Source organism: Rhodoplanes tepidamans (assembly GCF_030813915.1).
Lineage (GTDB): Bacteria > Pseudomonadota > Alphaproteobacteria > Rhizobiales > Xanthobacteraceae > Rhodoplanes > Rhodoplanes tepidamans.
The window spans coordinates 23,892-47,095 of record NZ_JAUSUJ010000027.1 but is presented as its reverse complement, the minus strand read 5'-3'; the positions used below and the strand labels follow the sequence as shown (position 1 = coordinate 47,095).

Sequence of the window (23,204 nt, the reverse complement as noted above, 5' to 3'; positions counted from 1 at the left end):
CCTTAACATTTAACATGGACCCTGCCGGGGCGAGGATCTCATGGCAGTGGCAGCGGTTCTGTTGGTCGGGCTCGTCGGCGCGGTGCTCGGCATGCGCCATGTCGTTCTCAGCGTCGTTCCGACCTTCCTGGTGATGGCGGTGGTGCTGGCGGCGGTCGCCGTGGCCACCGGAATGACGCCCGGCCGCGCCCTGGGGCTCGCGATGCTCCTCGGCTTCGTGCTCCAGGCCGGCTATCTGGCCGGCGTCGCCGTGCGCCATCTCCTCGTCTGCGCCCGCGCCCGGGCGCTCGCGGCGCCCGGGTCTGCGCCGCTGGAGACCTCCGAGAAGTCCCGCGTGTTCTGATGTCGGTCGTTCGGCCTCGCCGGCGCCGGTGTCGGTGCCCGTGAGAGTCCTCGTGCGGCATCGCGCGACGGCACGGCCGGACGGAGCCGGGACCTCGGTCGCGGCGTGTGGCCGTCAGCTCGACGGACGCGCGACCGTCGACCAGAACAGCGGGTTCCGGGGCGACTGCGCCCTCAGCCACCGATAGCGCGGCGTGGCGAGCGGGCGGATGGTGGCGGCGAGATTGTCTGCGACCAGGTCGCCGTCGGTGGTGCGGATCACCAGCACCAGGTGATGCTCGCCGGACGGGACGACGACCTCGGCCAGCAGCAGGTTGCGGGCCGGCCATCCCCGCTTCATCAGCTCGTGCCGCTTGGTCACGGCGTAGTCGTTGCAGTCTCCGGCACGCGGCGCGACCAGCCAGCGCTCGTACGCCACGCCGAGCGTGTTCGGCTCGGCCCGGATCGCCCGGTTCACCTCGATGTTGACGCTGACGAGATCGGCCCAGCGCTCGCTCGTGAGCCGGGTCGGGCCGCCCCGGAATACCATCCGGCGCACCTTGCACTGGTCGGGGTATTGCAGGCAGAAGCGGGTGTGCGCCATCGGCGCGGCCGCCGGCTCGTCGAGCTGCAGCCGGGCCGTCTGCTGCTTGAGGACGCGCGGCAGGCCGTAGAAGGCCGCTTCGGCCCCGAAGCTCCAGCAGCTCGCGAGCAAGGCCGCCGTGATCGCGACCGAACGGACACCTCGTGCCATCACCACCGCTCCATCTGGTCCGGGCGGCTGTCATCGATACACGCGGGCGATTTCGGTCGGGTTCGAGGAGAACGCGCAATTCGAGCCGTATGCGACTCGTCTTTTCGTCGAATCGGTGCGTTTCGCTTAAGCCTTCGGCAACGGCCCGGCCCTCGCGGGGCGCCTCGGGCCGGCACCACGGGAAAGTCCGGAGGCGCCGCCGCGCCGCGGCTCCGCGGTGGATGTGGCCCGACCGATCTGTTATCCGGTGACCGCGAGAACCGGCGCGGCGTGGGGCGCCGATCCGATCGGACATGGATCTGGTGTGGACGTTGGAATCATCGAGGCCGGGACCGCCGTCGCTCCCCGCGGGAGTCCGCGTCTACGCGGTCGGCGACATCCACGGGCGTGACGATCTGCTGCGCGGCGTCTTCGCCCGGATCGACGCGGACCTCGAAGCCCATCCGGTGACGCACGCGATCGAGGTCTATCTCGGCGACTACGTCGACCGCGGCGGAGGATCGCGCGAGGTGATCGAGGCGCTGATCGGCCGCAGCCGCGATCGCGACACTGTCTTCCTGAAGGGCAACCACGAGACCTACGTGACGGGCTTCCTGTCGGACCCGACGGTGCTGCGGACGTGGCGCCAGTTCGGCGGGCTCGAGACATTGATGTCGTACGGGGTGCGGCCGTCGCTGGCTCCCGCCGAGGCGGACCCGATCCAATTGTCGCGCGCCCTGTCTCGCGCGCTGCCCGATCGTCATCACGCCTTCTTCGCGACGCTGATGCCGTTCTTCAGTCTCGGCGACTATTTCTTCGTCCACGCCGGCGTTCGTCCGGGCGTGCCGCTCGAGCGGCAGGCCGAGACGGATCTGCTCTGGATCAGGCAGGACTTCCTGCTCTCGGAGGACTGGCACGGTAAGATGATCGTCCACGGGCACACGCCGGTCCGAGAGCCCGAGTTTCTCGCCAACCGGATCAACATCGACACCGGCGCCTATGCGACCGGACGGCTCACCTGCCTGATCGTCGAGCACGACCGGATGATGCTTCTCTAGAAGCCGTCCGGAACGCGAACGATGCGAATGATAATGATGCGAATGATAATCGGATCTTGTGATCCGACCGGACGGGTCGACCGGTGGCCCGCGGATCTCTCGCGCGCCGCTCCGCCGGAGCGGCGACGTCGCGGAACCTGTCTGGCCGCACCTCGCCGACTCCGCGTCGCCGCGCCTCGGCGGGGCGATCTGATGTCTATTGCGGCAGCCTGGCCGGTCCGTGGGCGGGGGAGCGGCGGTCGTGGCGAGGCGTGCGACACCTCGCTTCCACCGTGATCGTCGCCGCGCGTGGCCGAGAGGCGACCGATCGCCCGAGGGAATGGGATGTCGTCGCGGCCGCGCGCCTCACAGGCTCGTCAGTTCCTTGCGCAGACGCTCGATGTCGCGCGTGGTTTGTTTCACGATCTTCATGAGCGCGGCGTTTTCCTTTTCGAGCGCCACGATCGCGTGCGTATCGCTCCGCATTCGCGCGCTCGCGAGACAGTGGATGGTCGCTGCGGGTCGACGCGGCGGGCGCATCGATCTCGAAGTCTTCACGGATAGCAAACTTGTCCCCATCACCGGTCGGAGGTCTACTCACAAGTTTATCGTGTAGCAAATTCCCGGCCAAAAGAATGTGACACACCTCACAGCGGACGATGTTTAGATCCGGTGCACATCCTTCACGTATTGCGCAGCGATGCGAAGCTGTTCCGGACGAAGAACGCGCAACGTCCGTCCCGACACGCTGACGATCCCGTCTTCGGCCCAGGTCTTGAGCTGGCGGTTCACGGTCTCGCGCGAGACGCCGGCGAACGCTGCAATCAGACGTTGATTGGCGTCGATCGGCAGCACCGCGCCGGGCTCGGGCGCCACGCCGCCGTCTTCGAGCCGGGCGAGGATCCATCTCGCGAGGCGCGCCTTCAGGCTCTGGGACGCCAGGCCTTCGGCGAGACTGGTCGCGTGCCACACCATCTCGACGACGCGGTCGTACGCCTCCTGGGTGGCGGCGGCGTTCTCGAAAACGAGGCGATGGAACAGCATCCGTTCCACCATCAGCGCCTCGCACGACGTGATCGTGGTGACGTCGCAATGCGCGACGTTGCTCGACGCGAGACACGTCAGCCCGATGATGTCGCCGCGGCGGCAGAGGTTGTAGGCCGTCTCGCGACCGTCCGGAGACGTCGCGTGGAGCAGGACTTGACCGTCGAGCACGTAGAGCAGCCGCTCGACCGCGATGCCGCGGTTCATCAGCGGTTCGTCCGGCGGAAACGTCATTCGTCTTCCGTGCGACGTGAAGATTTCGCGGAGAACGCTGTTCTGCATCCAGGGAGAACCGGATCCGGGCGGGCTCGTCGATCTTATCGTATTCAATGCGATCATGATAAGGTCACACGAAGGCATCCCGGACATGCCGGCGGCATGCACCGCGGCGGCCGTCGTTCCGATCTCACATATCCGCACATCGCGAGCCGCCGATCTGACATCTCGCCGCGGCGGAAGCATGGCGGCGGGTCGCGACACGACCTCGTCGGCGATCACCGCTCGGTCGGACGACCGGCGGACATCCGCCGTATTCTCACGACGTGCGGGGAGTGGCGCGTAGGCTCCGTCGTGGCGCTCCCGTACGCCCCATCGGCGGGCGGGCAGTCCGGCCACGCGGCCGGTCAGACTGGACACAGCCGTGCGACGTTCCCGTGCCGTACGGCCGGATGCGCGACGGTCCCGGGACCGCCGCATGCGGGACGGCAAGGACGGGAACGACCCGATCGGATGATATCGTTTCGAACGGACGGTAACATGAGATGTGATCCGCGACGGCCGGGCCGTCCGGACATCACATCGCGCGGGTGGCGTGTCCGCCGGACCGAATCCGGGGCGTCCTCGCCGCGGGCCCGTCGGCGATGCGCGATCCGGACGCGCCGGAGCCGCCGGCGGGTCGTTGCCGGATCGCACCCGCGTGTGGGGCCGCCCGCAGCTCCGGCGTGATCAGGATGCGTCGTGAGGCTCGGACCAGCTCCGAGCGGGCGGCCGACACCGCCGTTCCGCCGACGGTCGCGACCGACCGTAGGTGAGCCGGGCGAGCCGGGGTGACGGTGAGTTCCGGTCGCCGCCTGCGAGAGAGCGGTACGGTAGGCTCAACCGCGACGGGAGCGTCGCGGGCTCGATTCGCTGCGCTCCCTGAGCTCCTCCTCCAGCCCGATCTTCTCGAGCAGCAGGTCGGTGACCAGCCGGCGCAGCCGGCTGTTCTCGGTCTCAAGCTCGTGCAGCCGCGTGGCACCGTCCAGGAAAGGAGAGTCGGCGACCGGGGAGGTGGCCGGGGGTGCGGCGGCGCGGCGTGGCTCGGAATGGTCCTGTGACTTGGCGGACGGTGGGGCGCGAAGCTTCCGCCACCGATGATACGTCATGACGCTGATGCCGAGTGCCTTGGAGATCGCCTGCTGGTTCTTTCCCTTCGCGGCGAGTTCGTCCGCCTGGGCCAGCTTGTCCGCGATCTCTTCGGAGCCGTGACGCCTTCCGACCATCTCAGTCGTTCCTGGCAACTGGTTATTTTCTGCTTATGTGGCTTGTTTACACTGGAATCCCAGAACAAACAAACGCGATTTCACGCGGCGGCCATGCGACCAAATCCCGACAGCAGCACACGTTTTCCCGTTAGACGCTTTAAACGTCCTGTCGGATTTCGACTTGATCTGAATCAATCGCCAGTGGTGCGAAGTAGTATTACGCGAATGCGTTCACAAATCGCGGGATACGATGTCGCATGATATGGTGACAATGCGGGGCGGGATCAATGTCCGTTCGGTTCGCGCAAGAGTTCGTAGACCGTCTTCAAGACGATCCGGCAGTCCAGTGCGATCGTCCAATTGTTGATATACCAGAGATCGAGCAGTACCCGCTTCTCCATGAGGTGGAGCTGCGCGGTTTCACCACGGTATCCGTGGATCTGGGCCCATCCGGTCATGCCGGGCTTCACATGATGCCGGAACGCGTAGTTGGCGATGATCTTGCCGTATTCGTCGTCGTGGACGACCGCGTGCGGGCGCGGCCCGACCACCGACATCTCGCCGCGCAGGACGTTGAGGAACTGCGGCAGCTCGTCGATGCTGGTACGGCGCAGGATGCGGCCGAGCCTGGTGATCCGCGGGTCGACTCGCCGGGCCTGGACCACCGAGGCGCCGTCCTCCAGCACCGTCATGGTGCGGAACTTGAACACGACGAACTCGCGGCCGTTGAAGCCCTTGCGGCGCTGACGGAAGATCACCGGACCGGGTGAATCGAGGCGGACCGCGATCGCCACCACGGCCATCAGCGGGGCCAGCACGGCCAGCGACACCGTGGCGATCGCGATGTCCATCAGCCGCTTGGTGCCGCGCTCCACGGCGGTGAGGGGGGCGCGCTGGATTTCCACCGTGAACGACTGCCGCGCCACCGCGGACTGGAGCTTGAGCACGGCCGAGACGGCGCGGTCCGGCAGGAGCCTCACCGGCAGCGGCGACAGCCGGAAGCGGGCGCGCAGGAGGTCGAGCCGCTCCGGGTCGGACCACGACACCGCCAGCAGCACCTCGTCGAGCGGCACCGCGCGGAGCCGCTCCAAGGCCTGCTCCACGGCCGCCGCGTCGGATGCGCCGCCGCCGCCCGGCAGGGCGACCCGCTCGATCTCCTCGGCGCCGAAGCTGACCAGCAGGTCGCGGCGGGTGACGCGGGCGAGCTCCTCCACGGTTCCGATCAGAAGGGCACGACGTCCGCGGATCGTTCCGCTGACCAGCGCCGCCTGGAGCCGCCGCTTGGCGGTCCGGCGCCACGCGATGAGGGCCGGGCCGCCGGCGAGCGCGAAGCTCAGCACCGATCCGCGCGACACCGCGGCGCCGATCTTGAACAGGAACAGCACCACGGTCAGCGCCAGCACGGCGAAGCACCAGCAGGCCAGGATCCGGGAGTAGCCGCGGTCGCGCTGCAGGAGGTGGGGAAGACGGTAGATGCCGAGATGATAGCCGCCGAGCGCATAGGTCACACAGGCGACGACCCCGAGCCCGGCGAGGGCGGCGACGTCGCTCGGGCTGCCGCCGGCGGCGGCCTGGCAGGCCGCGCCGGCCAGCACGGCCGCCGCGACGATCAGGACCGAATCCGCCAGGGCGAACAAGGGCTCGATGACGCCGTAAGGGAGCCCGCCACGGGCCGGCGGCAGCCGCCCGCCGGCGGCCATGTCGCTTTCCAGGACGCTGGTCACGGTCCACCCGCGCCGACGCCGACGGAGATCTTCATGGCTCGGGGTCACCACGATGTTAGAGGTCGCCTTAACGATAGTATCGAATAAATAACATACCAGCGAGACGAAAGAACGATGTCCGGGTGGCGCGCCGCGTCCGGCGCGGCTCGTGCGTCGTCGGGCGTGCATCGTGCGCACCACAGGGACGCCGGATCCGTCGGATTCCGCCGTCCGGCACGACGATCGCGGGAAAATACCGATCGTACACCCGCGCATGCGATCCGTGTCGCGACGGCGACGGGCGTCATGGAACCCTGCGCCGAGCGCCGCATCGCGGTGTTGCCGCAGTGCAACGTCCCGGACAGAACCACCACCAGTGTGTAATCGAGGCATCGTGCGTCATTGTCCGAGACCGGTCCGGACGGTATCAATAACGTGTCACGTGTTATGTAACGAGTCCGGCTTCGGGGCGGCGGCATGCGAACAGCATCTCTGATGTACGGCGTGGGATGCCTGCTCGTGGCGGTCGGACTCGGCGGCTGTGGCTTCATTCCGATGTCGGGCCCGTCGAGCCTCGAGATCCGCACCGAGACCAGCCCGACGCTCCCCTACGCCCTGGTCCGCCTCGACGCGCACGCGGTCCAGGTGCTGGAGAGCCACGAGCCCAACGTCCTCGGCGGCGTGTTCACCGACCGGCGCCCGCCGAGCGGGATCAAGTTCGGGGTCGGCGACGTCGTCAACGTCACCATCTTCGAGGCGGCGGCGGGCGGCCTGTTCATCCCGATCGAGGCCGGCGTCCGGCCCGGCAACTACGTGACCCTGCCGTCGCAGACGGTCGACAACGACGGCAACATCACGGTGCCCTATGCCGGAGTGATCAGGGCGGCCGGCCGCACCAACGTGCAGGTGCAGAACGAGATCGTCGAGCGGATCAGGAACCGGGCGATCGAGCCGCAGGTGGTCGTCTCGCTGTCCGAGCAGCGCACCTCGCTGGTGAGCGTGGTCGGCGACGTGCGCAGTCCGACCCGCTATCCGATGCCGGCGACCGGTGCGCTCGACCGCATCACCGACGCGCTGACCCGCGCCGGCGGCATCAGCGGCAACGGCTGGGAGACCTGGGTCCTGCTCGAGCGGGACGGCAAGCGCGCCACGGTGCCGTTCGCCAATCTCGTCTACATGCCGGTCAACAACATCTACGTGCAGCCGGGCGACCGCATCTATGTCTATCGCGAGCCGATGAAGTTCCTGGCCTTCGGGGCCACCGGACAGCAGGGCGAGTTCAACTTCGACGCCTGGAAGATCAATCTCGCCCAGGCGGTCGCCAAGGCGGGCGGGCTGTTCGACACGCAGGCGGATCCGGGCTCGATCTTCCTCTATCGCCGCGAGCCGCGCGACGTCGCCGAGAAGCTCGGGGTCGACTGCTCGAAATTCTCCGGTGGGCTGATTCCGATCGTGTTCACGGTGAGCTTCCAGGATCCGGCCGGCTACTTCCACGCCACCAAGGTCCAGATGCGTCCGTTCGACATCGTCTACGTCGCCAATTCGGCACAGGTCGACGCCACCAAGTTCCTGAACTTCCTCAACACGGCGATCGGGACGAGCGACAACGGCGTCAACCTGATCAACGACATCTACATCGCCCGCTACAACAGCCGGATCCATTCCGGGGCGACGGTCGCGACCACCAGTGCGCGGTGACAACGGCGCGCCGTCGTGCCCGAGCGCGCTCGCCGGGGCGGACGGTCACGCGCCGGCGCCCGCGGCGACGCCTCCGTGGACCGGGCGCGTCGCCTTCTGGTGCCTGCTGATCGCCGTCACGGTCGCGCCCCTGCCGTTCGGCTCGCGCGACCCGGCGACCGTGGCGGCATGGTGCGGCTGGCTCGCGATCGGGGTGGCGTTCGCTCCGGTCGGCGGGTTGCGCACGCCGCACCGGCTCGCCGTCGGCGGCGTCGCGGCGGTCGTCGTCGGCTATGCGGTGGTGCTGCACGAGCAGCTCGCGGCTCCCTGGCTCGCGCCCGTCCATCCCGCCTGGGCGGAGACGGCGGCGCTGCTGGGCGTCGCGGTTCCGCCGGTCGGATCGGCGGTGCGCGGGCAGCCGCTGTTCGCGCTCGGCGCGCCGCTCGCCAACGTCCTGGTGCTGGTCCTGGCGATCACGGTGGGGACCGATCGGGACGACGCGAGGCGCATCCTGCGCGCGGTATCGTGGGCCGGCGCGGCCTGTGCGGCCTACGGGATCGCCTCGCTCGTCCTCGCGCCCGGCCTGCTCCTCTGGCGCGAAAAGACCTTCTACGTCGGCAATCTCACCGCCACCTTCGTCAACCGCAACACCGCGGCGGTCTATCTGGGCGCCTGCACGGTGCTGTGGGCCCTGATGCTCATGGACGGGCTGCGCCGGCGCTGGCCGGACGGCACCGATGTGTGGTCCGCGATGTGCGTGGCGCTCGATGCCACGCGGCGGGAGAGCCGGCAGGTGCTCCTGCCGGCCGCCATGACGGCGCTCTGCCTGGTCGCCACCTTCCTCACCGCGTCGCGGGCCGGCACTATGCTGACGCTGCTCGCGCTCGGTCTCGCCGTCCTGATGGTGTTCCGCCGCCGGCTCGCCGGCGTCCGGCCGCTGCTGCTCGCGGCCGCCGGGCTGGCCGCGGCCGCCGTTCTGCTGCTCCAGGTGATCGGCGGAAGCGTCGGCAGCCGCTTCGATGCGCACGGTCTGGCGGATGCGGGGCGGCTCTCCGCCTGGTGCTCGACGCTGGCGATCGTCGCCGCGCATCCGTGGACCGGCACCGGGCTCGGCACCTTCACGACGGTGTTTCCGGCCTACCGGTCGACCGGGATCTCGCTGTGGGGTGTGTGGAACGCGGCCCACAGCACGCCGCTGGAGCTCGCCGCCGAGCTGGGCCTGCCGCTCGCCGGGGCCGTGGTCTTCGGCTTCGCCGCGATCCTGGTCGTGCTCGCCCGCGGCAGCGTGGTGCGCCGGCGCGACCGCGCGATTCCGATCGCCGGCCTCTGCGTCGCGCTGCTCGCCGGCCTGCACACCACGATCGACTTCTCGTTGCAGGTGCCAGGATGCTCCATCGTGGTGTTCGGTGTGATCGGAATCGGACTCGCCCAGTCGTTCCGGAGCGCGGCCGGGCGTTAAGCGGTGCCCGGACGTGATGTTAACACGGGACCGACGGAGGTCCGGCTCGCGGCGAGGCGTGTTTTCGTTTCCCGCCCGTGGCCCGTTATGATAGCGTCGCGCGAACGTCGATCGGAGATGATAATGTTAATCCATCGGGCGATCCGGGCCCTCGCGGGCCTCGCATTGCTGGTCTCGGCCGGTGCGGCGGAGGCGGCGTGCTACGATCCGCGGCAGGCGCTTCCGGCCGAGACGGTGAGCGGCTTCGTCGCCGATCCCGCCGGGCTGCTGAGCCGCCATCCGGACGGCGGGGCCCAGCTCATATCGCAGGTGCGCGACCTGGTGGCGTCCGATCCGGCGACGCTGCAGCCCGTCGTCGGCCTGCTCGGCAGCGCCAATGGAAATCAGCAGTCGGCGATCGGCTCCGGCCTGGGGCAGGCCTACCGGATCTGCCTGCGTCCCGACCAGGCCTTCGCCACCCAGATTCAGCTCGCCGTCGCCGGTTCGGCCAGCAATCCCGCCAAGGATGCCTACGCCCTGATCAATCCCGACACGGCGATCGGCGCGGCGGGCGGTGCCGGGGGCAGCGCCGGCACCGGCATCGGCGGCGCGACCGGCTCGACCTCGTCGTCGGTCGGTCCGTTCGGTGCGGCGCTCGCCAACAACGCCACCGACAATCCCGGCAACAATCTCACCAGCGGCATGACCATCAGCAGCGCCGGCGGCCTGTCGACGTCGACCACCACGGTCAGCGGGCAGTGAGGCGGGCGCCGGCAGCAGCCCGGGCCTGACGCGGGCGGGCCGCCGTCCGGAGCGGACGACCACCCTGTCCCGGGCATTCGCGAGACGGAACGAGATGCTGCAGATCGACAAGCCGACGCAGCCCTCCGAACGGCTGGTGGCCCGGCCGGCCCCCTCGCTCGGCGCCCAGCTGGTGTCGTTCGTCGGGGTCGTGCGCCGGCAACTGCCGCTGATGCTCGTCGTCCTGGCCTGCGCCGCGGCGCTCGGGCTCGCCTACCTGGTGTCGACGCCGGCGCAGTACACCGCCACCGGCACCATGGTGATCGACACCCGCAAGGTCCAGGTGTTCCAGCAGCAGTCGGTGCTCGGAGACGTCGCGGTCGATGCCGGGACGGTGGAGACCCAGGTCCAGATTCTCAAGTCGGAGAACATCAGCCTCGCGGTGATCAAGGAGCTGCGGCTCACCGAGGATCCGGAGTTCGTCGGGCGGGGCGGCGGTGCCCTCGGGGCGGCGATCGGCTGGGTGACGGATCTGCTCGGCGGCGGGCCCGGCGTCCGGTCGGAGCACGACCTCACCCGCCGGGCACTGGAAAAGTTCGAGCAGGAGCGCACGGTCCGCCGCGTCGGTCTCACCTACGCCATGGAGGTCTCGTTCCGCTCGCTCAGCCCGGACAAGGCGGCCGCGATCGTCAACGCCATCGCCGACGCCTACATCGTCGATCAGCTCGAGGCCAAGTACCAGGCGACGCGGCGGGCCAGCCTGTGGCTGCAGGACCGCATCCGCGAGCTGCGCACCCAGGCGTCGGCGGCCGAGCGGGCCGTCATCGAGTACAAGGAGAAGAACAACATCGTCGACACCGGCGGCCGGCTCATCAGCGAGCAGCAGCTCGCCGAGGTCAACAGCCAGCTCATCATGGCGCGCGCCGCGACCGCCGAGGCGAAGGCACGGCTCGACCGCATCAACGACATCCTCAGGCAGGAGATCCCCAACGAGTCGGTCGCCGACGCGCTGAAGAACGAGACGATCATCAAGCTGCGCAACCAGTACGTCGACCTCGCCGGCCGCGAGGCGACCTGGTCGGAACGCTACGGCCGCAACCACATGGCCGCGGTCAGCCTGCGCAACCAGATGCAGGAGATTCGCCGCAACATCAGCCAGGAGCTGCAGCGCATCCAGCAGGCCTACCAGAGCGACTACGACATCGCCCGGGCCCGCGAGGACAGCATCAAGGGCAGCCTCGCCAACGTCGTCTCCGAGACGCAGTCGACCAACCAGGCGCAGGTGCAGCTGCGCGAGCTGGAGAGCAACGCGCAGACCTACCGGGCCATGTACGACAGCTTCCTGCAGCGCTACATGGAGGCGGTCCAGCAGCAGTCGTTCCCGATCTCCGAAGCGCGGCTGATCAGCCCGGCCTCGCGCCCGCTCGACAAGAGCCATCCGCGCACCGGCTTCGTCCTCGCGATCTCGGTCGCCGGCGGGCTGGTTCTCGGCCTCGGCATCGGCTATCTGCGCGAGATCGGCGACAACGCCTTCCGCACCAGCGCACAGGTCGAGGAGATGCTCGGCGCGCCGTGCATCGCGGTGCTGCCGCGGGTCGGCGCTCCGGCCACGAAGGCCGGCGCGACCGCGACGGAGGCGGCGGACGGGCGGATCGCCGCGGGCGACGCGCTGCTGTCCCATGTGGTCGAGGAGCCGTTCTCGCCCTTCGCCGAAGGCATCCGGTCGCTGAAGGTCGCCGCCGACCTCAAGGACATGATCGGCGCCAACCGGGTGATCGGCATCACCTCCACGGTTCCGGCGGAAGGCAAGTCGGTGGTGGCCGCCAATCTCTCGCAGCTGATCGCCCATGCCGGCAGCCGGGTCGTCCTGATCGATGCGGACCTCCGCAACCCCTCGCTGTCGCGGGCGCTGGCGCCCGGCGTGGTGCACGGGGTCGTCGAGGTGATCGCCGGGCGAGTGGCGTTCGCCGATGCCGTGCTGACCGACCGGCTGACGCAGCTCGCCTTCGTTCCGGCCGGCGCCACCGCCAAGCTCCTCCACACGAACGAGGTCCTCGCCTCGGCCGCGATGAAGCGGTTCGTCGACGAGCTGCGGACGAGCTACGACTACGTGATCCTCGACTTCCCGCCGCTCGCTCCGGTGGTCGACGTGCGGGCGACCACCGCGCTGGTCGATTCCTATGTCTACGTGATCGAGTGGGGGCGGACCCGCGTCGACATGGTCGAGCACTGCTTCTCGGGTGCCGCCGGCGTCTACGACCGGCTGCTCGGGGTGGTGCTCAACAAGGCGAGCACCAGTGCCTTCGGCGGCTATGCGTCGTACCGCGGGGCCTATTACGGCGGTCGCTACGGCAGCTACGGCCAGGGGCGCGGCTGAGGACGCATGGCACGGGAATGATGGCGGTGCCGTGGTGCCGGGCCGTTCTGGTCCTCCTCGCGATCGTCGGGCTCGGCTGGTCCGGCACCATGCTGGCGAGCGGCAGGCTGCCGACCGACCTCGACGACCTCGCCGAGACGGTGCTGCGCGGCGAGACCTTCCGGACCGAGGATCTGGAGGCGCTCGCACCGCGCATCGCCGCCGTCGAGGCCGACACCCTCCCGCGGCCCGCCGCGCTGCGCGGCGCCGTCGTGATCACGCTGCATCAGGCCGAAACGGCGATGCGCGACGGGCGCCGGAGCGCGATGGACGAGCGGCTCGCCACGCTCGGCCGCCTTCTGGAGCGGGCGCTGGCGACGATGCCGACCGATCCGTATCTGTGGCTGTCGCTGTTCTGGTACCGCAACACGGTCGAGGGCTACACGCCCGAGAATCTCCCGCTTCTCCTTCGCTCCTACGACCTCGGCCCGGCGGAGGGATGGATCGCCGTGCGCCGCATCCGGCTCGCGCTCGCCGTCTTCCCTCAGCTTTCGCCCGATCTGCAGGAGCGGGTGCCGCAGGAGTTCGCGCTGCTGGTGAACTCGCGCTTTCCCGAGATGCCGGCCGTGCTGACCGGTGCCGGCTGGGCGGTGCGCGACCGGCTCGTGCCGCGCCTCGCCGGAGTGAGCGAGGAGAGCCGGAAGGGGTTCGCGCGGTCGCTGGACGCGATGGGCTACGCGATCGACCTGCCCGGACGCGCGCCGCGGGAGGACCGGCCGTGGACCCGCTGAAACAGGTGCGCGTCGCGGTTCTCGGGCTGGCGGTGGCGGCGACGCTCGCAGGCGTCACGGTCGCCGCCGGCCAGCTCGCGCCGATGCCGCGGCCCAAGGTCGTCGCCGAGCGCGACGGCATCGCCAGCAAGGATTCGATCGGCCGGATCTGCCTCGACGTCGAGACCATCGCGCGCGGGCGCGCCGTCAACCCGAACCTGTTCGATCACATCGTCAGCGTCGAGAACCGTTGTCCGAAGGTGATCAAGGTCCGGGTCTGTCTCCACCGCACCGAGCGCTGCACCCGCGTGGAGGTGCCGGGACTGACGCGCCGGGACGCCGTGATCGGCATCGGCACCGGCACCGAGATCACCCGCTACGTCTATTCCGAGCAGCGCTGACCGTCGGCGTCGCGCAGCACCCGGGCGCGCAGCGGCCGCGCGGGATTGCCGGCGTACACGGTCCACGGCGCGAGGTCCCGGAAGGCGACGCCGCGCGCCCCGAGCACGGCGCCGTCGCCGATCGTCACGCCGGGGCCGACGAACGCCTCGGCGGCGATCCAGGCGCGGGCGCCGATCACGATCGGCTCGGTGACGAGCTGGAAATGCGGATCGGCGACGTCGTGGCTGCCGGTGCACAGATGGGCGCCCTGCGAGACCACGGCGCGGTCGTGCACCGTGATCGGAGCCTGGCTGTAGCAGGTCACGCCCGGGCCGATCACCGCGTTGCGGCCGACCGACAGGTGCGGCGGGTACCAGATCCGCACCGAGCCGTAGATGCGGGCGCCGGGCGCGATCCGGGCTCCGAAGGCCCGCAGGACGAGGCGGCGCCAGCCGTGCAGGGGCGGCGGCGTCCACCGCGCCAGCAGAAGCCACGCCAAGCCCCATGCGGCCCGGAAGGCGCGATTGCGCAGGCCGAAGCTCGGGCCGCCGTCGAGCGGCCGGGCGGCCGCGGCGTCGAGCGGTGCGGCGCTGCGGCGGAGCGGGACGGGCGTCATCGCGGGCTCTCCCCGAACGTGACTTCGCCCGACAGCGTGTCGAAGTTGCCGGGCAGGGCGGTGCGGCCGATCGGCACCGGCAGGACGGCGCGCAGCGGCGCGGCGCCGGGGCGGCGCAGCTCGACTGCCACGTCGCCGATTGCCATGGGGACCGACACCGCGCCGGCGCCGGCCGGCACGCGCGTGGTCTGCGATCGGTCGCCGACCGTGACGGTGACGTCGGCCGGCGCGGCGAGGAAGGTCGCGACATGCACGCGGTCGACGAGCGTGTCGGCGAAGCGTGGGCGGCCGCGCGTCTCCGGTGCGAAGTCGACGACGCCCTCGGCGTCCTCGAGGTGCGGCCGGTAGAAGTAGAACAGCCGGTCGCGCCCGATCGGCGGCGGCCGCCCGTTCTTGAACCAGTCGATGTACCACCGGCTCGCGGCGAGGAATCCGCCGTGGTCCGGCAGCCGCTGCCAGGCCGGGTGATCGCGCCAGACGGTGGCAAACGGCGACGCGAAGGGCTGCAGATAGGTCGCCTCGTTCCAGTCGTTCCAGGTGACGAGCTGCACCCACGGAGTCCCGGACTCGATCGCGGCCCGCCACAGGCGGCGCATGCCCTCGAAGCCGTCGTTCTCGAACACCCGCGCATTGCCGCCGAGGCCGCGATAGCCGGGCGAGATGCCGGCCATGTGGATCCGGCTGCGCCGGGCCAGCAGCGCGGCGGCGTCCCGCAGCTCCGTCTCCAGTTCGTCGTAGGGCCGGCCGGCGCCGAACGTGAACAGCCCGGCGAGCGCCGGCGTCGCGTCGAGCGTGTGACGCAAGCCGGACGCCGTCGCGCCGCTGATCCGCGCCCACAGGCCGCCGCGCGCCGGCAGCAGGTTCGGGACCAGGCGGACCGGAATGCCGCGCTCGCGCATCCCGGCCGAGAAGGTCTCGGCCCAGCGCGGAGTCAGGCCGAAGCCCGAGACGACGAGCGCGCCGTGTTGCGTGAGCGAGCTCGGATGGTCCGCATAGCGTTCTGCGACAGGGATCGAATCCGCGACGTCCATCTGGTCGAAGGAGAGGACGAGATGGAAGTCTGGAAACGCCGCAGCGGCCTCGAACAGGCGCGCGATGATGCGCGGATAGTGCGGCTCCGCCGCGTAGGCGCCGAAGTTGATCGAGAACCCGTCGATGCCGGCGGCGCGGGCCGCCGCGATCTCGGCCGAGAGGTCGGCGACGGTCGCCTCCAGGCCGGAGCGCGGGCAGCACGCCATGTAGTGGGCGAGGACCAGACGCGGCGGCGCCTCGCCGGCGTCGGCGCCCGCCGGCGCAGCGATCGTGACCGCGAGCGCCGCCAGGATCGTCCCGAGACGCCGGCGCGTGCTCATGCGACGCGTCCGACGGTTCGGGAGAAATACAGCGAGGCCGGATCGAGCGGCTTCACCGGGCCGGCCGGCACGCCCGAGTAGAGGATGCAAGACTGCGTCTCGGCGCGGCCGAGCACCGAGCCGGCCGCCAGCACCGAGCGTTCCGGCAGCACGGCACCCTTGAGCAGCACGCAGCGGGTGCCGACGAAGCCGTAGGGGCCGACCGTCACCGGAGCGGAGCGCTGCCGGCAGGCGGCGATGTCGATCCCGTGGGTGAGGATCTGCGTGCCCCAGCCGGCGACGGTCGCGAAGGCGCCGATCTCGACCCGGTTGGTGCAGTCGATCAGGTGCGAGTTGGTGATGGCGGCGTGGCGTCCGATCACCAGCGAGGGATCGCGGTCGGGCTCGTCGCCGAACGCGCCGGCGGCGTCGCGTGGCACCCCGGCGATCTTGTTGAGATTGCCGATCACGGCGTGCTCGCCGAGCTCGAGCCGCGCGAGGTCGCGGACGAGGGTGAGGTGGCCGATGCGGCTGAAGGCGCCGAGCCGCACCGCGCCGGCGCAGACGACCGAGAAGCCGATCCGGGCTCCGTCCTCGATCCGGAAGCCGAGCCCGCGGCGGAGCACGGCGCGCCGTAGCCGCCAGGGCAGCGGCCACAGCAGCAGCTGCGCGACGATGCCGGGGAGCCCGCGCCTCATCGGGGCGACCGCAGGACCGGTGCGGCCGCGCCGGTGCGCGGGCGGACCACCCGGCCGAGGAGCTGGCACAGCAGGATCGGCGCGACGAAGGAGAGCGGAAACTGCACCAGGGTGATCAGCACGCCGTCGCGGAACCACATCAGCGAGACCGGAAGCACCAGCAGGTAGTACAGGGTGGCGAAGGTCGACGTGACGTTGGCGACGAACAGGCGGTAGGCGCCGCCCCACAGGAGTCCGCCCAGCAGGCACCAGACGACGACGCCGGCATAGCCGAGCGACTGCCAGCCCTCGCCGACCACCGTGAACGTGATGCCGATCGGGTATCCGTAGTTGTTGATGTTGTAGAAGCTGATCGGCGAGCCGGTCGGCTTCTCGGGCCACAGTGCCCGCGGGATCGGGGCGGTGAGCACCTCGAGGCTGTTCGAGAAGTAGTTGAACGTCTTGGTCTGGCCGGGGACGATGGTGACGATGTACTCGACGAACTCGAGATTGGCGAAGTCGAGTCCGTCGAAGAAGTGGGCCCGCTCGGTGACGACGCGGGCGCGGGTGACCTCGCCCGTGATCCACTCGGCGACCAGGCTGCGGTGCTCCGACAGCGCGCTGAACATCACGGCGCCGGCGAGTCCGACCGCGACCATCCAGGGCGCCGGCCATCGGCGTCGCCGGTCGAACAGGAACAGCAGCGCGAGCGCGATCGTCATCAGGACGAAGCTGTGCCGCATCCAGCCGATGGTCAGCCGCAGGGCCACGAAGGCGACGAACGGCAGCAGCGCCACCGGCCGGAACCGGTAGGCCCAGGCGATGGCGACGCCGAGCGCGCCGAGCATGAGGTTGGCGTCGGCGATGTAGGCCGAGGTGTCGGTGTAGAGGGTGCGGAACGTCGAGGCGTCGCGCACCATGTTGCGCAGGTCGTACTCGCCGAAATTGATGCTCAGCGCGTAGCGCATCGACATCAGGATCAGCGGCGAGACGAGCAGCAGGGTGACGATCAGCAGGGGGCCGCGGCGGTCCTGCGCGTCCTGCTGCTCCGCGGTCGGGAACCGCATCGGCAGGTTGCCGGTCCACATCGCGCCGAGGAAGAAGCTCGCGAGCCCGAGATTGGCGATCAGCAGCGTGACGTGCTTCACCTCCGGGTCCGGCCAGAAGCGATACAGCGCGTAGACCGAGTTCAGCTCCAGATAGTGCTGGAAGAACGGCCGCACCACGAAGACGAGCCCGTGGAAGGCGAGATAGTAGGCGATCGGATGGAAGATCGAGGCGCAGCGGCTGTTGACGAACAGCAGGCACAGCGCCGCCCAGACGGCGAGCGTGAACAGGAGGTGCAGGTCATACACGGCCGGCGATCTCCGCGACCCGCGCCCGATAGGCGTCGTAGGTGTAGGCCGGCACCGCCGCGAGCCCCTCGGCGCGCTGCTGCTCCAGCAGCAGCGGCCGCTCGATCACGGCGGTGACGCAGCGCATCAGCTCGTCCTCGGACAGCGCGCGCATCAGCAGCTCCGAGTCCTCGGGCAGGACGACGGCGGCGTTGCGCGACTGGATGATGCCGAGCCCGCTCGCCAGCGCCTCGTAGAGCACCAGCCCGGCGCCCTCGAAGTAGCTCGGGAAGAGGAGGCAGTCGGCCTCCGCCATGAAGCGGGCGACGTCCCGGCGGGCGACGGTCGGATGATGCTCCACCCGGTCGGCGAAGCGGGCGAAGGTCTCCGGCGGCACCTGCATCTCGCCCAGGATGGTCAGGCTCGCCGCGGAGCGCGGGATCTTGGCGAACACCTCGAGGACGAGGTGGATGCCCTTGCGCGGACCGGCGAGCCCGGTGAACAGGAACCGGATCGGCCGCTCCGGGCGGCGCAGCGGCCGGCGCGCCGCGGCGAAGAAGTGATCGTCGAAGCAGTAGGCGACGACCTCGATCCGGGCCGGATCGACCGCGGCGGGGCCGGCCTCCCGCAGCGTCGCCGCGCAGAAGTCGGATCCGACCAGGATGCGGTCGGCGAGCGCGTGCTCCGCGTCGGCGCGGTCGATGGTCGCCTGGTCGATGCGCCAGTCGGGCGAGCGGAAGAACGCCGGATACGCGTCGTAGACCTCCTCCATCACGCGGTTGTACGTGGCCGGATGGCCGATGGTGCGGTCCAGGATGGTCGTCACGCCGGCCGCCCTGGCGGCGCGGAACACCTCGAGGGAGGAGAGGTCGTAGCCCCACACGGCGCGAACCGGCTCCCGCGCCAGCAGGCGGGTGACCGGCCGGGCGAAGTCGGTGTTGCTGCGCGCCTGGAAGCGGGCGGCGAGCCGGCGCAGGCCGGCGCGGGCGGCGAGCCGCATCGCCCATTCGGGGCCGTTGTGGGTGCGCACCAGCTGCGGATCGAGGGCGGGGTGATGGAAGCGGCGCAGCTCCGCCTCCACGCGGCGGCGCAGCGGCCCGGGCAGCCAGGGCACGACGCGGTAGGGAAAGCGCTTCGGAATCCAGAAGATCGAGGTGGCGTACCAGCCGAGGTCGGACACGTCCTGCAGGGCGCGCGCCGTCTGCCACGAGTGCTGGGTGCCGGGATGGAACACGCCGATCGGCCGCACCGGCCGCGCCGTCGCTTCGAGCCTCGATGGAGAGTCCATTCGCATCGCCGCGGTGCTCGCTGGTTCGGATCAGGGGGCCGGCACGGCGCGGGCCGGGGCCCAGGCCTTCGCGAGCCCGCTGCGGTCGACCGCGTGGCAGACGCCGAGCAGGCACAGGCTCTCGGACAGCAGCACCGTGCCGGCGATGCCGTCGAGGCCGAACAGGTGCGCCGCCGGCACCGCCGCGGCGACCGAGACGAGGGCGCTCGCCACCAGCACGCGGGCGAAGTCGGCATGGGCGTTGACGGCGAGCAGCAGGTTCGCGGTGAAGTGCCACAGCCCGTGGATCAGCATGGCGATGCCCATCAGCAGCACGAAGCCGGCTTCCGGCACGATCCGGCCGCCCGACCAGATCTCCACCACGGTCCGCCCGAGCAGCACGAAGGCGGCGGCACCGGGCAGCAGAACGCCGGCGGCGACGCCGACATTGACGGCGACGAGCTTGCGGACGGCGGCGTGATCGCCGCGCGCCGTCGCGGCGGCGAACTCCGGCATGGTGGCGCGGTTGACGGCGCCGGTGACCTGGATGGCGACACGGCTCGCGGTGCGCACCGGCTCCAGCACCGCCACGGCGACCGGCGACAGCACGGTGCCGGCGACCAGCGTCATGCCCTGGATGTTGACCGCGAAGGCGATCGGGAAGGCGAGGGTGGCGACCGCCGGCGACAGCAGCCGGCGCAGGTCCGCCGCCGAGGCATGGGCGAGACCGGGCCGCAGATCGGGGACGCGGTGCGTCAGCAGGGCCGCGAAGGCCGCGGTCATGACCGCGCGGCACCCGAGCAGCACGAGGGCGCAGCCGAGATGGTCGGCCCCCAGCAGGGCAGCCCCCAGCATCGCGAGGCATTCGAGGCAGGTGGCGGTCTCGAAGGCGATCGTCGCCGAGGCATAGTGGCCGCTGGCCCGCAGGGCGGCGAGGAACAGGCGCGACACCAGGGCGGCGGCCGCATAGGCCACCAGGACCGCGACGGCGGGCCCGTGCGCGGCCGCCCAGCCGGGCAGCCCGGGCAGGCGGTCGGCGACGAGGAGCGGGCTCGCCAGCGCGACGGCGGTGGCCGCCGCCAGCAGGGTCAGCAGCAGCACCGACTGGAACACCGCGACCACGCGGGCGCGCTCGCCGCGGGCGGCGGCGGCGATCATCTCGGCCGTGGCGGCGGTGCCGAAGCCGAAGTCGCCGAGCGCGAGCCAGGTCGGAATCGTCGCCAGCATCAGCCAGGTGCCGAAGCCGGCGATGCCCCAGGCGGCGGACAGCACCGGCACGGTGGCGAGCTGGGCGAGCGCCGTCAGCCCGACGCCGACGATGTTCGCGACGGTGTTGTCGACGGTCCGCCGCCGCAGGCTCATGGCCGGCGTCGCCCGGTCCGGCGTGCCGGCCGGCCGCGCGCGACCGCACCCGGCCAGGACGGCGCCGACGGACGGGCGACACGCCGGCCGGAGAGGGGCTCGGCGGGGCGGCACGCGGGGAACGGGAACGCGACGTCGGCTGTCATGTGGTCGCCATGATATGTTATGTCAGTATACGACATGCGAGCCCTCCGTTACAAACGTCCGGCCGATCGCGTGATGCCGTCAGGTGAAGAGAATATCATTTTCGTGGTGCGGATGTCGTCGTGCGGATGTTCGCCCCGATGAAGCGGTCCAGGGCGATGCCGATCGCCCTGGTGGCGCCGTTCGCGCCGCCGCTCACCGGCCAGACCGCTTATTCGGCGCATCTGCGGGACCTGCTCGGCCCGGCCGGCGTCGAGGTGCTGGCCCTGCCCGGGCGCGACGATCGCGACGGCCTGCGCGGCTATCGCGACAAGCTTCTCGCGGCGATCGGTGTCATGGGACGGCTGCTGCGCGGCCCGCGGCGGGAGGCCATGGTGGTGGTGCTGGACGGCGGGCTCGGCCTGCTTCTCGACGCCGCTTGCGTGCTGGTCGCCCGGCTGCGCGGGACGCGCACGATCGCCCTCTCGCATCACTCCTTCGCCTACGTGAACCGCGGCAGCCTGCCGATGCGGCTTCTCGTCATGGCGGCGCCGCGCCGCCGCACCGTCCATCTGTTCCTGTGCGGCGCCATGCGGGACGGCTTCGTCGCACGCTACGGCGAGGTGCGCAGCCACATCCTGCCGAACGCCGCCGCCGTCGCCACCGGGCCGGTGCCGGGTGTCCGCGACGCTGCCCGGTTCCGTCTCGGCTACCTCAGCAACATCACCTTCGAGAAGGGCATCCGGGGCTGCATTGCGCTCGTCGAGGCGCTGCTCGCGCGCGGCGCCGACGTGGAGGCCGTGATCGCCGGCCCGGCCGGCTCGGATGCGGTCGCGGCCTATCTGGATGCGGCGGCCGCGCGTTTTCCCGGCCGGATCACCTGGATCGGGCCGGTGTACGGCGCCGACAAGGACCGCTTCCTGTCCGGCCTGTCGCTGCTCGTCTTCCCCACCGACTACGTCAACGAGGCACAGCCGACCGTGCTGCTCGAGGCGCTCGCCCACGGCGTGCCGGTCGCGACCGTCGCGCGAGGCTGCATCGCCGGCGACATGGCCGGCTCCGGCTCGCTCGTGGCGCGCTCCGCCGCGATCTTCGTCGACGAGGCGGTGCCGTTCGCGCTCTCGCTGCTCGACCGCCACCGCGCCGGGGGGCAGGGCGCCGTCGCGGCCGCCGCGGCGGCGCGCTTCGCCGCGATCCGGGCGGCCGCGCGGGACGCCGAAGCCGGTCTGCTCGCGCTGCTGCGCGGCGAGGATGCCGATCTGCCGGCGCCGCCGCCCGGCGCCGGCACGGCGGAGTGACGCCGCTCGGACAGGCTCCGCGCCCAGCGGCCGTGTCCGGCCGGGGGCGCCCGGCCGGGCCATGGTTGCGATATCATCATCGTTATGGTAGTAACGAGACTATAACATAATTCGTCGCGCCGCATCGGCACGACGAGCGCGCCGGCCGCCGTGCGGCCCCGGACGCGAGCGCCGCGGCGGGCGGAGAGCGCCGGCGCCGCGCTCCCAGCCACAGGCGAGACCGGAACCGATCCCCATGCGTATCCTGGTATGCGGCATCAACTATGCGCCCGACCTGATCGGCGTGCCGAAGTACAACACCGAGCTCTGCGAGAGCCTCGCCGGCTTCGGCCACGAGGTGCGGGTCGTCACCGCGCCCCCCTACTATCCGGCGTGGCACACGCCGGCGGCGCATCGCGTCCGGCTCTACCGCCGTGAGCGGCGCAACGGCGTGTCGCTGGTGCGCGCGCCCATCTACGTGCCGGCGCGGCCGTCGGGGGCCAGGCGCCTGCTGCATCACGCCTCCTTCGCGGCGTCGAGCGCGCTGCCGCTGGCGTCGGCGGCGCTGTCGTGGCGGCCCGACATCGTGTTCGCCGTGGCGCCGTCGCTGCTCTCGGCCCCGATCGCCGCGCTGGCGGCCCGGATGTGCGGGGCGACCGCCTGGCTCCATCTGCAGGATCTGGAGATCGACGCCGCCTTCGGGCTCGGCCTGCTGAAGGACGGTGGCCTGCGGCGCGCCATGCTGGTGGTCGAGCGTGGGATCCTCGGGGTGTTCGACCGGGTGTCGACCATCTCGCCCCAGATGATCGCGCGGCTGGAGCAGAAGGGCGTGCCGCGCCACCGGCTCTACGAGCTGCGCAACTGGGTCGACGTCGCGGCGATCCGCCCGGGCGCGCGCGACACCCGGCTCCGCGCCGAGCTCGGCCTCGGCCCGTCCGACGTGGTGGCGCTGTATTCGGGCGCGATGTCGCACAAGCAGGGCCTCGACCTGGTGGTCGCGGCGGCCGCTGCCCTGCAGGCGACCGATCCGCACATCCGCTTCGTGCTGTGCGGCAACGGTCCGCATCGCGAGGATCTGCAGCGGCTGGGGGAGGGGCTGGAGAATCTCCGCTTTCTCGACCTGCAGCCGGCCGAGCGGCTGTCCGAGCTGCTCGCCACCGCCGACATCCACCTGATGCCGCAGCGGCCCGAGGCGGCCGATCTGGTGCTGCCGTCGAAGCTCTCCGGCATGCTCGCGTCGGGCCGTCCCGTGGTGGTGATGGCCGAGCCCGGAACCGGCATCGCCTGCGAGGCCGAAGGGGCCGGGCTGGTGACGCGCCCCGGGAATGTCGACGACCTGGTCGCGGCCGTCAGGACGCTCGCCGCCGATTCCGGGCTGCGCGCCGAGCTCGGCGCCGGCGCCCGGCAGCGGGCCGAGCGCGCATGGGATCGCGGCGCCATCATGGCCGGTCTCGACGAGGCCTTCGCGAGCCTCGGCCGTGCGGCGCGGGCGGGCGGCCCGCAGGTGTCGTCCGCCCTGGGCGAGGTGCGCGGCGGCCCTCCCGGCGGTTGAG

The 23,204-nt window shown here is 70.9% G+C and carries 20 protein-coding genes; 10 read left to right on the top strand and 10 right to left on the bottom strand.

What is annotated here, in order from left to right:
* The first annotated feature begins 40 nt into the window (after positions 1 to 40).
* Positions 41 to 343, top strand: coding sequence for a hypothetical protein (locus J2S22_RS25380; protein WP_272777576.1), 303 nt, complete (start codon positions 41 to 43; stop codon positions 341 to 343).
* A 114-nt stretch (positions 344 to 457) separates the two neighbouring features.
* On the opposite strand, the gene J2S22_RS25375 is transcribed toward J2S22_RS25380, so the two are convergent.
* Complete coding sequence (locus J2S22_RS25375) at positions 458 to 1,075, bottom strand: transglutaminase-like cysteine peptidase (RefSeq protein WP_272777575.1); 618 nt, start codon at positions 1,073 to 1,075, stop codon at positions 458 to 460.
* Positions 1,076 to 1,368: 293 nt separating this feature from the next.
* Here J2S22_RS25375 and J2S22_RS25370 point away from each other — a divergent pair, with 293 nt between their 5' ends.
* Positions 1,369 to 2,112, top strand: coding sequence for a metallophosphoesterase family protein (locus tag J2S22_RS25370; protein WP_272777574.1), 744 nt, complete (start codon positions 1,369 to 1,371; stop codon positions 2,110 to 2,112).
* Positions 2,113 to 2,754: 642 nt separating this feature from the next.
* On the opposite strand, the gene J2S22_RS25365 is transcribed toward J2S22_RS25370, so the two are convergent.
* The 3 genes from J2S22_RS25365 to J2S22_RS25355 all read right to left on the bottom strand — a co-directional run bounded on the left by J2S22_RS25365 (position 2,755) and on the right by J2S22_RS25355 (position 6,322).
* Positions 2,755 to 3,633 carry a Crp/Fnr family transcriptional regulator gene (locus tag J2S22_RS25365; protein ID WP_272777573.1) on the bottom strand — a complete coding sequence of 293 codons (879 nt, stop codon included), beginning with the start codon at positions 3,631 to 3,633 and terminating at the stop codon, positions 2,755 to 2,757.
* A 596-nt stretch (positions 3,634 to 4,229) separates the two neighbouring features.
* Entirely contained in the window at positions 4,230 to 4,616 is a 387-nt protein-coding gene (locus J2S22_RS25360; protein ID WP_272777572.1) for a helix-turn-helix domain-containing protein, read from the bottom strand.
* 266 nt (positions 4,617 to 4,882) lie between these two features.
* Positions 4,883 to 6,322 carry an undecaprenyl-phosphate glucose phosphotransferase gene (locus tag J2S22_RS25355; protein ID WP_272777571.1) on the bottom strand — a complete coding sequence of 480 codons (1,440 nt, stop codon included), beginning with the start codon at positions 6,320 to 6,322 and terminating at the stop codon, positions 4,883 to 4,885.
* A 456-nt stretch (positions 6,323 to 6,778) separates the two neighbouring features.
* Between J2S22_RS25355 and J2S22_RS25350 the strand changes: the two genes are divergently transcribed.
* The 6 genes from J2S22_RS25350 (at position 6,779) to J2S22_RS25325 (ending at position 13,684) form a co-directional block, all read left to right on the top strand.
* Positions 6,779 to 7,999 (top strand): polysaccharide biosynthesis/export family protein, encoded by a 1,221-nt coding sequence (locus J2S22_RS25350; RefSeq protein ID WP_272777570.1) that lies wholly within the window; start codon positions 6,779 to 6,781, stop codon positions 7,997 to 7,999.
* The gene (locus J2S22_RS25345) at positions 7,989 to 9,437 is read left to right on the top strand and encodes an O-antigen ligase family protein (protein WP_272777569.1); all 1,449 of its coding nucleotides are present in this window, start codon (positions 7,989 to 7,991) and stop codon (positions 9,435 to 9,437) included. Before J2S22_RS25350 ends, J2S22_RS25345 begins: the two co-directional genes overlap by 11 nt.
* 123 nt (positions 9,438 to 9,560) lie before the next feature.
* Positions 9,561 to 10,178, top strand: coding sequence for a hypothetical protein (locus J2S22_RS25340; protein WP_272777568.1), 618 nt, complete (start codon positions 9,561 to 9,563; stop codon positions 10,176 to 10,178).
* A gap of 94 nt (positions 10,179 to 10,272) precedes the next feature.
* A complete protein-coding gene (locus J2S22_RS25335; RefSeq protein ID WP_272777567.1) occupies positions 10,273 to 12,534 on the top strand; it encodes an AAA family ATPase in 2,262 nt (753 codons plus the stop codon).
* A 17-nt stretch (positions 12,535 to 12,551) separates the two neighbouring features.
* Positions 12,552 to 13,304 (top strand): hypothetical protein, encoded by a 753-nt coding sequence (locus tag J2S22_RS25330; RefSeq protein WP_272777566.1) that lies wholly within the window; start codon positions 12,552 to 12,554, stop codon positions 13,302 to 13,304.
* Entirely contained in the window at positions 13,292 to 13,684 is a 393-nt protein-coding gene (locus J2S22_RS25325; RefSeq protein ID WP_272777565.1) for a hypothetical protein, read from the top strand. Before J2S22_RS25330 ends, J2S22_RS25325 begins: the two co-directional genes overlap by 13 nt.
* Here J2S22_RS25325 and J2S22_RS25320 read toward each other — a convergent pair.
* The 6 genes from J2S22_RS25320 to J2S22_RS25295 are packed head-to-tail and all read right to left on the bottom strand — an operon-like array spanning position 13,666 to position 20,251.
* A complete protein-coding gene (locus J2S22_RS25320; protein WP_272777564.1) occupies positions 13,666 to 14,280 on the bottom strand; it encodes a DapH/DapD/GlmU-related protein in 615 nt (204 codons plus the stop codon). The genes J2S22_RS25325 and J2S22_RS25320 overlap by 19 nt on opposite strands.
* Positions 14,277 to 15,632, bottom strand: a complete 1,356-nt coding sequence (locus J2S22_RS25315) for an endo-1,3-alpha-glucanase family glycosylhydrolase (protein ID WP_272777563.1) — start codon at positions 15,630 to 15,632, stop codon at positions 14,277 to 14,279. Before J2S22_RS25315 ends, J2S22_RS25320 begins: the two co-directional genes overlap by 4 nt.
* Positions 15,629 to 16,309 (bottom strand): acyltransferase, encoded by a 681-nt coding sequence (locus J2S22_RS25310; protein ID WP_272777562.1) that lies wholly within the window; start codon positions 16,307 to 16,309, stop codon positions 15,629 to 15,631. Before J2S22_RS25310 ends, J2S22_RS25315 begins: the two co-directional genes overlap by 4 nt.
* Complete coding sequence (locus J2S22_RS25305; RefSeq protein WP_272777561.1) at positions 16,306 to 17,643, bottom strand: hypothetical protein; 1,338 nt, start codon at positions 17,641 to 17,643, stop codon at positions 16,306 to 16,308. Before J2S22_RS25305 ends, J2S22_RS25310 begins: the two co-directional genes overlap by 4 nt.
* Complete coding sequence (locus J2S22_RS25300) at positions 17,636 to 18,910, bottom strand: glycosyltransferase family 4 protein (protein ID WP_272777560.1); 1,275 nt, start codon at positions 18,908 to 18,910, stop codon at positions 17,636 to 17,638. Before J2S22_RS25300 ends, J2S22_RS25305 begins: the two co-directional genes overlap by 8 nt.
* Before the next feature lie 30 nt (positions 18,911 to 18,940).
* A complete protein-coding gene (locus tag J2S22_RS25295; protein WP_272777559.1) occupies positions 18,941 to 20,251 on the bottom strand; it encodes a lipopolysaccharide biosynthesis protein in 1,311 nt (436 codons plus the stop codon).
* A gap of 284 nt (positions 20,252 to 20,535) precedes the next feature.
* On the opposite strand from J2S22_RS25295, the gene J2S22_RS25290 reads away from it, so the two are divergent.
* Positions 20,536 to 21,672, top strand: a complete 1,137-nt coding sequence (locus J2S22_RS25290) for a glycosyltransferase family 4 protein (protein ID WP_272777558.1) — start codon at positions 20,536 to 20,538, stop codon at positions 21,670 to 21,672.
* 235 nt (positions 21,673 to 21,907) lie between these two features.
* Complete coding sequence (locus tag J2S22_RS25285; protein ID WP_272777557.1) at positions 21,908 to 23,203, top strand: WcaI family glycosyltransferase; 1,296 nt, start codon at positions 21,908 to 21,910, stop codon at positions 23,201 to 23,203.
* The last annotated feature ends 1 nt before the right edge of the window (position 23,204 follow it).